The organism is Nonomuraea sp. B10E15, from assembly GCF_039871615.1.
In the GTDB taxonomy this organism is placed as follows: Bacteria; Actinomycetota; Actinomycetes; order Streptosporangiales; family Streptosporangiaceae; genus Nonomuraea.
The window spans coordinates 1-13,941 of record NZ_JBDPMB010000048.1; the positions used below are offsets into that span (position 1 = coordinate 1).

The following is a 13,941-nucleotide window of genomic DNA, read 5'->3' on the forward strand; positions in this document are numbered from 1 at the left end:
ACGGCGGGCGGCGATCCGTTCCAGCAGCGATGACACCCTGCCTCACCTCCGGCGATTACCATGGATAACCACACGGATACGGATACTAGAGGGTGGCTGTGATCGGCTGCGGTGGAATCGGTGAGAACCATTGATCCGCTGATGGCGGACGATCACTCATCATGATTCCCACGCATCACCAGCCCGAGTACACCCAACCACGATCAGGCAAGTCCCCTGGCCTGCGGTTTCAGGTTGGCACGACCCCAGTACGCCCGGCTGCTATCCGGACGTTGACCGGCGTCAAAGACCTCATCCGCATCGACCCTGACCACGCCGCAACTGTCGACCTGACCAAACCTCTCCTGGTCGTGCCACTGCCGTGCGCACGGCCACCCGGCAACCGCCTGGTGATCGACGGCTGGCACCGCATCCACCGCGCCCTCGACCTCGGCCTGGAGCAATTGCCAGCGATCCTGCTGGACCCGGGCGACGAACGCACCTGCCGCCTACGCGGCGGCGACATCTGACAGTGCTACGCGCGTGGGGGCGGGGCCAGCCATGGCTGGCCCCGCCCCCAACTATCTATCACTACCGAATCTCTTGACACCCTCGGCGAAGCGGCAGATTCTTCGAGCGACCTTCGTCGTGCGAAGGATCGCCACACGCATAAATCACGAACCGCAGAAAGCGCCGGTGACGCAATGGCCGTGAAGGTGAATCACGTCTGGTTCGGTGACGACCCCCTGGGCACGTTGGACAAGTTCAACATCTACACGTGGAGGGCTTTGGGACACGAGGTGACGATTTACGCGCATCGCTGGAACGGCACCCCTCACGACGAGGCATCGTTGGGGCTGTCGGGCTCCGGCGTCAAGGTCGAAAACCTGAGCACCATCCTCGCCGAGGACGACAACAAGCGGAAGGCGACGCTCCCCGAAACGCGGGCGCTCCTGAAGGGGTGGATCGAGGCGACGAACAAGGAGAAGCCCCTCGAGACCGATGTCATCTACAACCTGGTCGATCTCACGAAGTCCTACATCGGTGGAACGTGCCAAGGCATCGTCCTGGACTTGAAGGTCGGCCCGAGCCCGCACCTCGCCGCCTACGAGGAAGTTTTCAAACAGAAGTTCGTCAGCTACAGCCGCGGCGGAAACACGGTGGCGCCGGAAAACCAGTGCATCGGCACGATGCAGGAGGCGGACACACTCCGTAGCAAGTACGCCGAGAGGTTCGAACTAAAAGTCACGGCCAACCGCGACGGCCATGGCGGGCTGAGTACAACGCCTACCGGGAGACACTTCGGCCTGATCACCTCCTTCCACGGTCAAGGCTTCATCGCCGCCAAGCCCAACATCGACGTGGCCATTCAGGCGCCGGATGGTGGAGCCGTCGGCCAGTACCAGGTGAAGGAGATTCGACGGCCGGGTCACGGCCCCTTCCGCGTCTTCAAGGCGTCGGAAGACCAGACCAACAAGAGCAGCGCCGAGAAGACCACGCCGGAGGAGGTCTTGGAGCTGTGCCTGTACGTCTGGGACAACGAGCTGGAAGGCAAGAATGTCCCCAACGAAAAATTCCTCGACAACGTGAAGGAGGCCCTGAAAGCGCTGTCCGGCTGACGGCTCCCGCCGCCGCGAGCGTGCGTTCTGGTGTGGGCAGCCGGTCAACCCCGCCGTGCTCAACGCACCCCCAATGATGGAGGGCGTGTATCTCGACGATACCTGGCGGTGTGGCCAGCCTGGCGCCGATCCCAGTGGGGATGAGCCTGGCGGGAGCTCAACCTCGTCCAGGCACTAGCTGCCTGGACGTGCGTAGCCAATGATGTCCTGGCGGACGGTGTACCGGCTTATGCGGACGCGTAGGCCGGTACGAGGGGCTTCGATCATACGGTCTGTGTCGAGGACCAGGCCGACGTGGCCAGGGTGGTTGGGGCCTCCGCCGGAGCCTTGGAAGAACACGAGGTCTCCTGGAGCTTGGTAGCCGGGTCCGATGTGGCGTAGGGCGTGCCACTGTTCAGCGGCGGTGCGCGGAAGGACGACTCCGGCTTGGTGCCAGGCATAGCGGGTGAGGGCGGAGCAGTCGAAGCCGACCGTGTTCGCCCCTTGGTCGATCCCCCGGCTGGGGCCGTCGAGTCCGCCGCCTCCCCATGAGTAAGGGGTGCCGAGCCAGCGGGCAGCGGCTGCAAGGGCTGTTGCGCCGTGCCCTGTCCCGGTGATCCGGGGTGGCGCGCATGCGGGCCGTGTGAGCGCGGTGGCATCGGGTTCGGCGGTACGCAGCACCGCGATGGCACACAGGGCGTCAGGGGTCGGCACGCTGTTGTGCGGCAGCACGGTTGCGACGACGCCGACGATGATGATGGCGACCAGGACAAGCACGCCGGTCACTGTCGTGGCGATGACCGCCATCAACCGGGCTCGCTGTGGGGGTTGATGGTGCCCCATGCGTCCCGTAGGGCGATCAGCGGACGGCGGGGGCCCGTTGATCCGGCTGGTAGCCATACGGGCCCGGCGGGGCCGTCAGGGGCCGTTGCGGGGGTGTGGACGGCGGTGGCTGTGGGGACGTCGCTGCTGGTCAGGAGCTTACGAAGGTTGGCCTCGCGGGCAGCGCTAGGGAGCCAGAACAGGACAGGGGTGGTGATGCCGGTGGCTTCGGCGAGGGCGGTGTAGCCGTCGAGCTTGGCCAGGACACGGGACAGGGCTTCGGTGCCGGTGTCGTGTTCGAGGAAGAAGTCGATCGTGTCCGGTTGGCCGGTGGGGGAGGGTTCGGTCCAGCGGCCGAAGGCGTCGGGTCGGGCCAGATCGCCCCAGAGGGCGGCGCAGCGGCGTTCTGGCCACCATTCGGTGACCGCTGAGCCGTCGGCGCGGTGGCGGGCGGTGGCGTGTAGTTGGGCGAAGAACTCGTTGACGCCGACCTGGTGGTTCAGTCGGGACGAGAGCGCGATGGCGCTGGCGGAATCGGGGCGATAGCGGAGCTCGGCCGGGGTGATGCCGCGTTGCGCCGCAAGGTGGTGGGCTCCGGTGGTGCCGAGGATCCAGTGCCACGGACGGCTTCCGGTGGGTGCCCAGGGGCGGAAGCGGTCGAGGGCGCGCAGCTCGTGGAGGGCCAGGAGCCGGTGGCGGGCGCGGTGGATGCTGGGGAAGAAGATCGCGGTGAGCTGGTCGGTGGTGAGGACGCGGTGTTCCCAGACGGCGTCGAGGATTTCGGCGTCTCGTGGGGTGAGGCGTTCGGCGAGGCCGGCGACGACGTTCGGCGTGACGTGGGGGCGTTGGTGCCGGGAGGGAAGCAGACGGCGAGGTGCGTTCGGTCGGGTCATTTGGTGCTCTCCTCGTGGGCTCGGCGCGGGTCGGTCGAAAGACGTTGCTTGGGCCTGCTGGGCATGGAGGTTTCTGGACGGGAGAAGGCAGCGCGCGAGGCTGCTCGTACCGCTTCCTGACGGCCGGGGATCAGGTCGGGGAGAGGGCGGGTGCGGAAGGTGAAAGCCGGGGATTGGCCGCCTTTGCCGGTCATCACGCGTCCGGCGGCTTGGTACGCGCCGAGGTGGGACAGGTCGTGCGCGCCGAGTACGGGGCCGACGTGGCGGGCGAGCTCGTGGGCGTCCTCCGGAGAGGCGGTGAAGTAGACCTTGTTGCGGGCGTCGGCGGAGACGGCTTCGCGGAGGTCTTTGGGGAGCTGGGACAGGTGTTGGTGGGCGAGGGCGAGGGAGAAGCGGTAGGCACGCGCCTCGGCCAGGAGGTCGCTGACGGCGATGGGCATGTTGAGGAAGTTCTGGGCCTCGTCGATGTAGGCGGCGGCGTCTCGGCGCTCGTGTTCCGGAAGGCGTACACGAGGGGTGATGGCCTGCCAGGTGTGCGCGAGGAGGACGGAGCCGAAGAGGCGGGCGGCGTCTTCGCCCAGCACGCCCTTGGGGAGGCGGGCCAGGACCAGGCCGCCGGTGTCCAGGGTGTGAGCGAGGTCGAAGGTGGAGGTCCCGCCGGAGAGAGCGTCGCGGACGAATGGGCGGAGCAGGACGGCACGAAGCTTGTTCATGACGGGGCTGATCACGGCGGCGCGGGCGGCGGGGGACAGCTCGTCGTAGGCGGTCCAGAAGCCTTGCAGCAGCTCGTCCTGGAGCCGGCCGACGATCCGAGCGCGAAACGGGGTGTCGGTGAGGAGCTTGGGGATCTCCGCGAGGGTGGCGCGATGGCCCTGGGCTCGGACGAGGGTGAGGCAGGCCGAGCGCATGAGGTCGTCCAGGCGCGGGCCCCAGGACGAGGCGAAGCAGCGGTGGAAGATCGTGACGATCGAGTCGACGGCGAACGCCGGGTCGGGTCCGGCCAGGACGTTGAAACAGGGTGGGCTGCCCGGCTCAGCCGGGTCGAACAGGACGGTCCGGCCGATGGCACGTTCCGGGAGGCGGTCGAGCACGTCGTCGATGAGGTCGCCCTTGGGATCGATGACGAGGGCACCTCGGCCGGCGTGGGCGTCGGAGAGGATGAGGTTGGCCAGGAAGGTGGACTTGCCGACGCCGGTCTGGCCGAGGACGTGCAGGTGCTGGCGGGCGGAGGCCACGGTGACGCCCACAGGGCGCGGGTGGCCGGTTTCGGCGTCGCCCAGCATCCGGACGTCCGGCCCGTACGCGGGAACGTCGGGGGAGGGCGCGATGGGGCGGGCTCCGGCGCGGGAGATGCCGGGGGCTGCCTGGTCGTAGGGCAGATGGGCGATCGCGGCGAGCTCGTTGACGGCCAGGAGATAACCGGTGTTCATGCGGCGGCTGGACATGCGGCTGGGGAGGTCGAGGCCGCGTAGACGGCGCAGATACTGATGGCCGGAGGCGAACAGCGCGAACGTGGCGGCGATCTCATGAGCTCGCCCGCGAAGGCGGCCCCGGGCGTCGGGGCGATCACTGGTGATGGCGTAGGAGATCTGGACGGCGAAGCGGGACTGGCCTGCCTTGGCGAGGATGGCGCGGATCTCCTCGGCTCGTTCGGGAAACATCCTGGCCAGCTCGCCCGGTCTGGCAAGGCTCATGCCGCCTGGTGTGATCAGGTCGAACAGCTCGGAACGGAGACTGCCGGACGTGCCGTTGCGCAACGCTGAGGCGGATCGGTGAGCGGCTGACAGCCGCCGCCCAGTCACCGGGCGGACCAGCACCTGGACGGCGGCATGCTCGCCTGGGCGCAACCCCGACAGCGCTCCGAGGAGCGCACGCAGCGGGTCACCGCTGTGCGTCGTCGCGAGCGGGTAGTAATCCGGGCGGGCCAAGGTCATGCGCCCCCGGGACGTCCTGACCCCGCGCGGTGTGGGCGGTTCGGCCGGACGGGTGGTCACGGTCGCGCCGGGCCAGGCCGACCGGATCGCCTTCTCGACCAGTCCGGGCGGGACGAGGCCCGGTACCCAGAGCTGGACGCGGACGCTGGCGGAGTCGGCCACGTACTCCCAGGACAGGTGAGGCTGGCCGAACAGAGCACGCTTCCAGCGCGGTGCGGTCAGCCCCATGACCTGAGACCACCAGGCAGCCGCGCTGCCGGGCTCGACCTGCGGCGGGACGGCGATCTCGACCAGCCGAGCGTTCCGCGCGAAGCGGGCGTTGCGCCACCGCCACAGGACGGCTCGGGCCGCGACCGCGAAGGCGACCACGCTTCCGATCACGGCTCCACCGAGGACCGGGTCGGGAAGGGACGGGATCACGGCTGGTCGGCCTCCCACTCGGCCGGGTCGGTGGTGGCGAGCGCATGCTCGGAGGCGCTGGCCACGGCAGAGAAGGCCGCGCGGTCCCCAGCGCCGCCACAGACCAGGCCTTCGCCCTGGCCGGCCGAAAGCAGGAAAAGCCTTTCTCCTTCGGTGAGGTTGAAGGCGTCGGCGATCTCGTCGATGGCCTGCGGGGCCTGACGCAGAAGGATCTGGGTGCCGGCGTTCGCGACGACGGCCTTACCGAGGTCTGAGCCGAGGAGGTCGGCGGCGTCCTGGGTGATGACGGCGAGGCCGGTCCAGTGCTTGCGGGCGGACTTGGCGAGCCGGTAGAGGAACCTCGCGCCCTCGTTCTCGCGCATGAGCGTCCACGCCTCGTCGACCACGACCAGGCGGCGGCGCCGGTCGGCGGGGTTGGACACGCGACGCCAGATCGCGTCGAGCGCCAGGAGCATGCCGACCGGGCGGGTTTCCTCGGGCAGGTCCCGCAGGGAGAACACGATCAGGTGGCCGTCCGGGCGGGTGGTGGTGGGGCCGGAGAACAGGCTGCGATAGGAACCGGACACGTACGGGGCGAGCCGCGCGGCCAGCTGGGACGCCTCCGGCGCGTCCGTGGCCTCCAGCATCGTCGCCAGGTCGGCGAGCAGCGGCGCGGGACGTTTCCACGTACGTCGGTCGGAGGTGATGCCGTGGGCCGCGTAGGTGGCGATCACAGCCTTGTCCAGTACGGCCTTCGTCGCAGCGTTGAGCGGTTCGCCGAGCATGGTCCCGACGAGGGTTTGGAGGAACATCGCGCGCCGGTCCAGCGCGTCGTCGCCTTCGGCGGCGTCGGGCAGGTCGAAGGGGTTGAAGCACACGCCGGGCGCGCCGAGGCCGAGGATGGTTCCCCCGACCGCCCCTGACAGGCGGCGGTATTCGTCCTCGGGGTCGACGACGCACACCTCGACCTGGTGGAACAGCAGCCGTAGCACTTCAAGCTTGGTGAAGTACGACTTGCCCGCCCCTGACCGAGCGATCGTCACGGAGTTGTAGTTGTCGTGCGCGAACCGGTCCCACAGCACGACTCCGGAGGAGTAGACGTTCAGTCCGTACAACACCGGCGTCTCAGCGAGCCGAGGCCGCAGATCCGGTGACGCGAACGGGAACGCCGCCGCGAGCGCCGAGGTATCGAAGGTCCGGCGCGTCTTCAACGCGTCGGCACCGAACGGGAGCGTGGTCGTCCACCCCTGCATCGAGCGGAACGTCGCCGGGTGCGCGTCGAGCAGAAGCGAGGCTGCCAGCGCCTTGACGTGCTGGACCTCAGCCTCAAGCTCTTCGGAGTCCGCGGCGTGGACTGTGAGATAGAGGCCGACACGGAAGAGACGGCCGTGGCCGCGGGCGAGGGAGGCAGCCAGCTCCGCGGCGTCGTCAGCCGCCGCTTCGGTCGCGAAGTCCGGCGTATGGCCGCTCGTGGAGGCCGACTCCAGGCGGGCGAGCTGGCGGCGGAGCCGTTGAGCGGCGACCAGCGGGGGCACGGGCTCGATGTGCAGGGACACGTCAAGGTGTCCGGGATAGCCGGTCAGCGGTTCGAGCCAGCCCGCGCCCACCTCACGCGGGTATCCGGCGATCGCGAACGACGCGCAGACTCCGTCAGGGAACTCGACCGAACGAGCATTGATCTTCAACGATGAGGGGCCGGGCAAGGCGGCGGCGGTCTTGGCGAGTTCCGCCGCGTGGTCGGAGAGTCGGTTGAACTTCATCAGGCGTCTTCTCCACGAGAGATCGGCTCATCAGGGCGCGCGATTCCGACCGGTTCCGCGCGGCGCGGCGACAACGACCGCACCAGCAGCTCGCGAGCGTCGTCGGCGCCCATGACGGAGGCATGGACGCCAAGCGCGAGCAGCGAGCGGACGGTCTCCTCTGCGCGACGAGCCACGATCGCCGCCGAGCTGTTCCGGTGAGCCGCTCGCCGATTCCCGCGCTTCCACGTTGGCGGCTGCTCGCTGTCCTGATGACGGACCACGATGAGGACATCGCGGGTCAGCAGATCCCGGGTGGCGCTGAGTTCGGTGAGGAAGTCGGCGTGCTGGTGTGCCGCCTGCTCGAGTGCTGGATCGGCCAGGTGCTCGGCGGTGTGGCTGATCCGGTCGGCGAGATCGGACAGGTCGACTGGACGGGCCTGCAGGAGGATCTGTACGGGTGCGTCGAGTGAGTTCAGCCACCCGGCGAACACCCCCACCAAGGCCGCTTGCTCTTCGCCGGTCCGCAGTCCGAACGCCACGGTCCCGGCTCGGACGACCGCCGCGGTTCCGCCTTCGGTCAGCTCCATGACGCCGTCCTCACGGATCGCCCGGACCGGAAGTCGCAAGCGCCCGGGGAGGCGGCCTCGTACTCGGCACCAGGCCGGCGGTTCGGGCACTCCCTCCTCAGCCGTGACGAGCTTGCGATCCCGGCGCAGCCATGCGAGGGCATGAAGGGCGAGCCGGTCGAGACCGAGCCCGTCGCGTTTGCCGAGTGCCAGCGCGCATCCGCAGGCGATCATCGGTACGACGATCGCGGCGAGCACCGGGATGGGCAGCCGGTCGCCGGCCATGAGGTAGACCCACGTGGCCAGCAGCCCTGTTCCCGTCAGGATCGCGACCTGCCGGATGGTCAGCTTCGCCAGGATCTTGTCCGGCATCTCCACATCGGCCGGGATCGTGGCGACCAGCCGTTCGTTACTTGCGTGTCGCATGGTGTTCTGCCTTTCTGCGAGGACGAGGCATGTCGAGCCGCACCGTGACCTGCGACTGACCGCGTTGTGCGCGGCGTGCGGCGGACGCTTGCGGCAGGCGTGTGGCGTTCGGTTGCTGGTCGTTGCGGACGGGCGGTCGGCCACGACGGCCCGGTTGCGGGCGGGGATGGGTTACCGGGCCTGGTTGCTTTCTGACGGGGCTGTCCGGCGTGTCAGGGCGCGTTGGGTGGCCATGACGGGATGGGCGATTCGTACGTCCCACACGGGCGTTTCCGTTGCCGCCGCAGCCCGTGGTGGGCCGCCGGGACGGACGGGGGCGTCGCTGTACCCCGCCGCTCGGCCCGCCCGAGCTCGGATTCCGCCCACCAGGGCCACCACCGCCGGGACCCCCGCCGTAGGGCGGACCGCCGCCAGGAGGACCGCCGCTGGGCGGACCATTGGGCCCGTTGCCGGTGGGCGGGTTCGGAGGCCAGGAACGCGGTACCGCGCGTGACGCACCGGCGCGCTTGCCGAGCAGGAAGTTCAGCCCGCGATAGATGATCAGGGACTGCACCAGGCGCGAGAGCGTTCGGGGCCGGTTGGCCTGCCAGATCGTTCTGGCGACCCAGCCTGGGATCTTGAACAGTACGAACAGCAGGCATACGGCCATGAGCAGGTCAGCCAGATCTGCCGTGGTGGGGACCCAGAACGCGGCGGCGTCCTCGGCCGGGTTGTCGGAGAAGATGAGCTTCAGCGCTGTGACGAGCACGAGCGACTGGCAAATCTGGATCGTCAGCAGCCCGATGAACGACCGCCACCACAGCCGGGCCAGCCCGTCCGTCATCGGCAGCGCGTGAAAGATCAACGCCAGAGGTGCTGCCGCGATCACGACCATGGTGAGGGCGATCCGTACGAGGTAGGTGAACACGACCCCGACCGCCAGGACGACCGCGACCAGGGCCACCAGCGCGAAGAACACGCCGTGAGTGGCGATCCCCGCCAGGATCGTCGTCTTGATGGCGTTGAACACTGACTCCGGATCGATCCGGTCGGCCCCGTCGGCCAGGAACGCGTGGCTCAGCCCGTTCACCAGAGTGATCGCGTACCCGATCGCGACCAGGCTCAGGTTCGCGGCCAGGAACGCCCACACCAGCCGGGGCAGCAGTTCGCGCGCTGAGCTCTCACCCGGGAGCGCCTGCCCGACCATGAGCATCACTCCCGCGGCTGTTACCAGCAGCACGAAGCAGGTGTTCGCGATGGTCCTGGAGATTTCCCACAGCTGCTTGGCTCGGGCCATCGCTGGGGAGTCCAGCTCTGGCGTCGCCAGCACGGTCGACCCGAGCATCTCGAACACCGGCTTGGAGGCCGTCTCCACGAGGTGCGTGAACCACGCGTTGACCGCCTGGCGGGCCTCGCAGGCCACGCTGATGAACCCGCAGTCCTGTGCCGGCGCTGCGGCCGAAGTCGAGGGCGTCGCGCTTGGGGTGGGCGTGGGTGTCGCTGTCGGAGAGGCGGCGAGCGCGCGTCCGCTGATCAGCGCCAGGGCGAGCGCGGCACCGACCATTAGGAGGACGAGCAGCCCGGCCGCTTTTCGGCGAGTACCGGTCACGTCAGGCCCCCACGATCCGCTGCAGGATCTCCACCAGGACCGGTGCGAGCACCGCCACCCCGTAGCCGAGCGCTCCGTACCGCAGCGTCTTCTTGGCGGCCTCGACTTCTCCGGGGTCGCCGCCGGCCAGGATGTAGCGGACTCCGCCGATGGTGAAGAACAGCGTGGCCAGCCCGACGAGCAGCCCGACCACCACGTTGCGCAGGTTGGTGATGACCTGGTCGAGCGAGGCGGAGGCCAGCGCGGTCATCGCCTCGGCGACCCCCGGCACGGTCAGCGCGGCGACAGTGCAGCCGCCGGTCCACACCAGCGACGCGACACCACGCCGCACCAAGCTCACCTTCGCCGGAACCCGGATGACGAACAACGGACAAGGCCGAGATGGCTTCATGACATGGCCCCCAAGGACGAGAGGTCTTGACCTGGCGTCCAGCCGTGATCACAGGCCCGGAACGGTCCGGGATGGGTGTCCTCCTTCGAAGGACGAGGGACGATGGACTCGATGGGAACGGGCAACCGCCCCCCGAAACTCCGCCCCGAGCCGTGATCACGGCTGACATGGATGAACCACCGATTCAGCAGGCGAGATTGGAGACCGGCCCGTCACCGCTGACCGAGACTTGACCCTCCTCGATCGCCCGCGCCAGCCGCGTCTCCGCCGTTCGCCGGCGCTTGTACAGCCGATCCGCCGGCACCCCGAGCCGCCCCGCGTACGCCCGCAGCGCTTGCCCCTCCAAGCGCGTCGCATTGATCAACTTCGCCTCGTCGGGAGTGATGACCCGGCACCGCACAGCCTCGGCGAGCACCATGAACGGCTCGCTGTCCAGGGCCGCCTGCTCCGGTATGTCGGCGCAAATTTCGATGGAGGCGAGTTCACGCGCTCGAACCTGAAGCGCGCCCTTCTTCGCCCACAGCAGCAGCCGAGGCAGGATGTTCGGCCGGTCGAGGTCGATCCGGCGGAGCTGCGCGACGAAGTTCGTCACCATCTCAGAGACGATGTCGTCGACCACATGCTTGGGGCAGCCGTGCGTGGTGCGCGATGCCAGATTCTTCAGTCCCGGCATCGCCACCCCTACACACCCGATCACCCACGCTGGGCCGTCGGACCGCGAACGCCGCACGAGGTGCGCCCAGACGGCATCCTTCAGCTCGTCGCTGGCCTGAGGCGTGAGTAGCAGATCCTTCAGCTCACCGAGATCGAGCAGGCGCTGGGGCATTCCATGACCGATGGAGTGGCCCTCTAGTGAGAGCGGGCGCGGACCGGTGATCAGGAGCGTGAACGCCTTCTCTGCCGCACTCATAGCGTTCTCGTTGTAGTACTTCGTGGTCGTGCTGTCCTGCAGATCGATGGCCATGGTGTCTCCCTGTGGGATGCGCCGGATTGGTCGATCCAGGTCTCGACCAGCGGGTGGGGAGAACTCGGAGCACTAACGGAAGAAGCGCAGACACCATGGACTTGCTGTGACGCTCTCATCCACCGTCTGACCAGTGGCAATAGACCGGACTCGAAAGCACGATCAAGGTCACGCCAGGGACGTCATCTAGCAGCTGACCTGCTCGTATGTTCGCTGCTGAGCGAACCGGCAAAGTTCTTGCCAAGCTGTCTCGCGTTACACGAACGACGCTGGTGGGCCATAGCGGTTCACTCTGCCGTCAGCGCTGCCTTTGCCTTGTACGCGTCCATCTGCAGAAAGCACCGCAACCGCGTCAGCCATCATCAACGGCGGGCTCGCGTCCTCGCTGTGGCGCGGGTCAGGCTACAAAAACCTGGCGCTCAACGCTGACCTTCAAACCCACGAGGACGACGTAAAGGTTGTGGAACCGAGACTAGTGCTGAGCATGGACTTGTCTCGCTCAAGCTGCCGAGTCACCATCGAGCGTGGAGGGGCCACCATGCATCGTACGAGTGGCCTTGGTGATCATGGCGGTAAGTGGTCCCGGTCACGACATGGAAGCCGGGCTCGGCGCGCTTGGCGAGCACATCTGGCCAGTGCATCGGACTCGGCTCCTGCGTGAACTGCGCGCGCGATACGGAGATTTGCTGCGGGCTCCCGACGTCTCTTCGGACAGGGAGCGAAGTGCATTGGTGGCAGCGCATGAGTTGCTCAATCGGGTGGCCGATGTTGTTGACGGTCCCGACATTGCGGTTGCGCTGGGTAGGCTGCACTGGTTACTGAGCGAGCGCCTGCCGTGGCCGCAGGGCAGCAAGCACCTTCAGTCCGCACTGACGATGTTCCGTTATGCGACCGAAACGACTGCCCCCAGCAGCCCTCATTACCCCACCAGGCTGAGCGACCTAGCCGTCGCGCTGATCGCAGTCTTTGAGCGGCACGGTGACCTGACCTCCCTCAAAGAGGCGGTCCGCGCTGGACGGACGGCCGCCTCGCATGCATATGCCGGCGAAAGCAGCCATACGACACTCACTAATCTGGCCCTGGCCCTGCTCCTGCTGTATGAGCAGGAATCGGACCCCCTGCTGGTCGCTGAAGCCGTGAACGTCGGCCGCCGAGGTGTCGCCGACACCTCGCCGACGGATTCTCTGCGTCCGTACGTGTTGAGCGTGCTCAGCGTCTCGCTCCGCATGCTCCACGAGATTGAGGGGGAGGCAGCCGTCCTTGAGGAAGCTGTGGACATGGCCCGTGAGGCAGTCGCGGCCGCCGGTCCGGGCCACTACGCATTAGCCGGCTGGTTGAGCTCCTTGGGGACATCCCTGCGGGACTTGTCCAGATTGTGGGGTGATGGGTCAGTGCTGGAGGAAGCGGTCCGTATCGGTAGGAGAGCCGTCGCAGCTGCTCAACCCGGCAGTCGAGCGCAGCCCGAGATCGCTAGTGAGCTCGGTGTGTCCCTACGAACACTGTCTATCTGGCGGGGTGACGTTGGCCTGTTGGAAGAGGCAGTGGAGATTGGCGGGAGAGCTGTCGCAGCCGCGCCCGCCTTTGGCAGTGCCCGGCCCGACATCGTCGGCGAGCTCGGTATCTCCTTGCGGGCTTTGTACGAGGTGCGAGGTGAGGCGGCCCTATTGGAAGAGGCCGTACCACTTCTTCAGGAGGCGCTCGCCGTCCTTCCCAGCACTCATGTCGCCCGGGCGAAACTGGCGTACGAGCTCGACTGCGCCCAGGATGCCCTCGCCACTATGCGCGAGCGCACCGTGGCAGAACTTCTCGGGCCTCGTATGGAGCTGGCCAATCCGGCGCATGATGAGGAAAGACCGCCTCGCGCGTCCACCGGTGGCCGTGTAGGTCCACCAACTCCAGCGCCCGCTGACGCGGATGCTCGTAAGTCAAGGGGAGGCCGGTCAACCTTCTGGAGAGCCTTCGTCGATGGGCTGAGTCGAGCACTAACTCCATTTCCGGCACCCAGGCGACCCCTGGGGAGCTTTGGGAATCTCCCCGCCGAGGACCGGATCTTCTATCAGCTGCTTGAGGCGTACTCAGCCCTTGGGAGGGTTCCCGCTCGTACCGAAGAACCAGAGGACCCGCAATGACCGCCAGCGAGCCCGAGACCACCTCTGCCGAAGGATCCAGCGGAAACGGTCGAGCTACGCGTTGGATTGACCTGTTGCAGGTAACCAATGCGGAGGCGTGGGAGAAGGTCCAACCAGGCACCTTAGATCGGATCATCGGGATGATCGAGCAGGCGGAGCGTCGTGACAACCAGCGGTACTGGGCGGAGTACTGGCTGCGAGTGGCCGGTACGGTGTGCGGCCTGGCGTATGTAATCGCCTTGTGCTTGTTGGCCATGTATTTCGTCGACAAAGGTGCCGCGACGCAGGCGGCGTCGCTCTTCGGGGTTGGCGCCGCCTCGATCGTCGGAGCATTCGTCACTCAGCGGCTTCGAGGCGGCTCTCAGAACTGACGTGTCGCACATTGGGCTAATTCCATCCTGAAATCGCAGGTCACGCCCCTTGCCTGAGCTCGTTTGGCGGTGTTCGGGCAGGTGACGGTGCCTGATCATGGCGGGTGATCGTCTGTCACCGGGTGATTTCGCTGTGGGT

General features: G+C 67.5%; 12 protein-coding genes. 4 read left to right on the top strand and 8 right to left on the bottom strand.

Features of this window, described 5'->3' with window-relative positions:
- Window positions 1–272 precede the first annotated feature (272 nt).
- Together ABGB14_RS49720 and ABGB14_RS49725 are read left to right on the top strand one after the other, a co-directional pair.
- Complete coding sequence (locus ABGB14_RS49720) at window positions 273–509, top strand: hypothetical protein (protein ID WP_347650911.1); 237 nt, start codon at window positions 273–275, stop codon at window positions 507–509.
- Window positions 510–683: 174 nt separating this feature from the next.
- Window positions 684–1,598 (top strand): hypothetical protein, encoded by a 915-nt coding sequence (locus ABGB14_RS49725; protein WP_347650912.1) that lies wholly within the window; start codon window positions 684–686, stop codon window positions 1,596–1,598.
- Window positions 1,599–1,772: 174 nt separating this feature from the next.
- Here the strand turns inward: ABGB14_RS49725 and ABGB14_RS49730 are convergent, their stop codons facing one another.
- The 8 genes from ABGB14_RS49730 to ABGB14_RS49765 form a co-directional block, all read right to left on the bottom strand.
- Window positions 1,773–2,384, bottom strand: a complete 612-nt coding sequence (locus ABGB14_RS49730) for an NlpC/P60 family protein (RefSeq protein ID WP_347650913.1) — start codon at window positions 2,382–2,384, stop codon at window positions 1,773–1,775.
- Window positions 2,384–3,292 (bottom strand): replication-relaxation family protein, encoded by a 909-nt coding sequence (locus ABGB14_RS49735; protein ID WP_347650914.1) that lies wholly within the window; start codon window positions 3,290–3,292, stop codon window positions 2,384–2,386. Before ABGB14_RS49735 ends, ABGB14_RS49730 begins: the two co-directional genes overlap by 1 nt.
- Entirely contained in the window at window positions 3,289–5,607 is a 2,319-nt protein-coding gene (locus tag ABGB14_RS49740; RefSeq protein WP_347650915.1) for a DUF87 domain-containing protein, read from the bottom strand. The genes ABGB14_RS49735 and ABGB14_RS49740 overlap by 4 nt, the downstream gene beginning before the upstream one ends.
- A gap of 35 nt (window positions 5,608–5,642) precedes the next feature.
- Window positions 5,643–7,385, bottom strand: coding sequence for a conjugal transfer protein TraC (locus tag ABGB14_RS49745; protein WP_347650916.1), 1,743 nt, complete (start codon window positions 7,383–7,385; stop codon window positions 5,643–5,645).
- Window positions 7,385–8,359 carry a PrgI family mobile element protein gene (locus ABGB14_RS49750; protein WP_347650917.1) on the bottom strand — a complete coding sequence of 325 codons (975 nt, stop codon included), beginning with the start codon at window positions 8,357–8,359 and terminating at the stop codon, window positions 7,385–7,387. Before ABGB14_RS49750 ends, ABGB14_RS49745 begins: the two co-directional genes overlap by 1 nt.
- Window positions 8,343–9,947 carry a hypothetical protein gene (locus ABGB14_RS49755; RefSeq protein WP_347650918.1) on the bottom strand — a complete coding sequence of 535 codons (1,605 nt, stop codon included), beginning with the start codon at window positions 9,945–9,947 and terminating at the stop codon, window positions 8,343–8,345. The genes ABGB14_RS49750 and ABGB14_RS49755 overlap by 17 nt, the downstream gene beginning before the upstream one ends.
- Before the next feature lies 1 nt (window position 9,948).
- The gene (locus ABGB14_RS49760; RefSeq protein WP_347650919.1) at window positions 9,949–10,278 is read right to left on the bottom strand and encodes a pilin; all 330 of its coding nucleotides are present in this window, start codon (window positions 10,276–10,278) and stop codon (window positions 9,949–9,951) included.
- A 244-nt stretch (window positions 10,279–10,522) separates the two neighbouring features.
- Window positions 10,523–11,302: a hypothetical protein gene (locus tag ABGB14_RS49765; protein WP_347650920.1), complete on the bottom strand. Its 780-nt coding sequence runs from the start codon at window positions 11,300–11,302 to the stop codon at window positions 10,523–10,525.
- Window positions 11,303–11,853: 551 nt separating this feature from the next.
- Here ABGB14_RS49765 and ABGB14_RS49770 point away from each other — a divergent pair.
- Window positions 11,854–13,431 (top strand): hypothetical protein, encoded by a 1,578-nt coding sequence (locus tag ABGB14_RS49770; RefSeq protein ID WP_347650921.1) that lies wholly within the window; start codon window positions 11,854–11,856, stop codon window positions 13,429–13,431.
- Complete coding sequence (locus ABGB14_RS49775) at window positions 13,428–13,802, top strand: hypothetical protein (RefSeq protein ID WP_347650922.1); 375 nt, start codon at window positions 13,428–13,430, stop codon at window positions 13,800–13,802. The genes ABGB14_RS49770 and ABGB14_RS49775 overlap by 4 nt, the downstream gene beginning before the upstream one ends.
- Window positions 13,803–13,941: the final 139 nt, after the last annotated feature.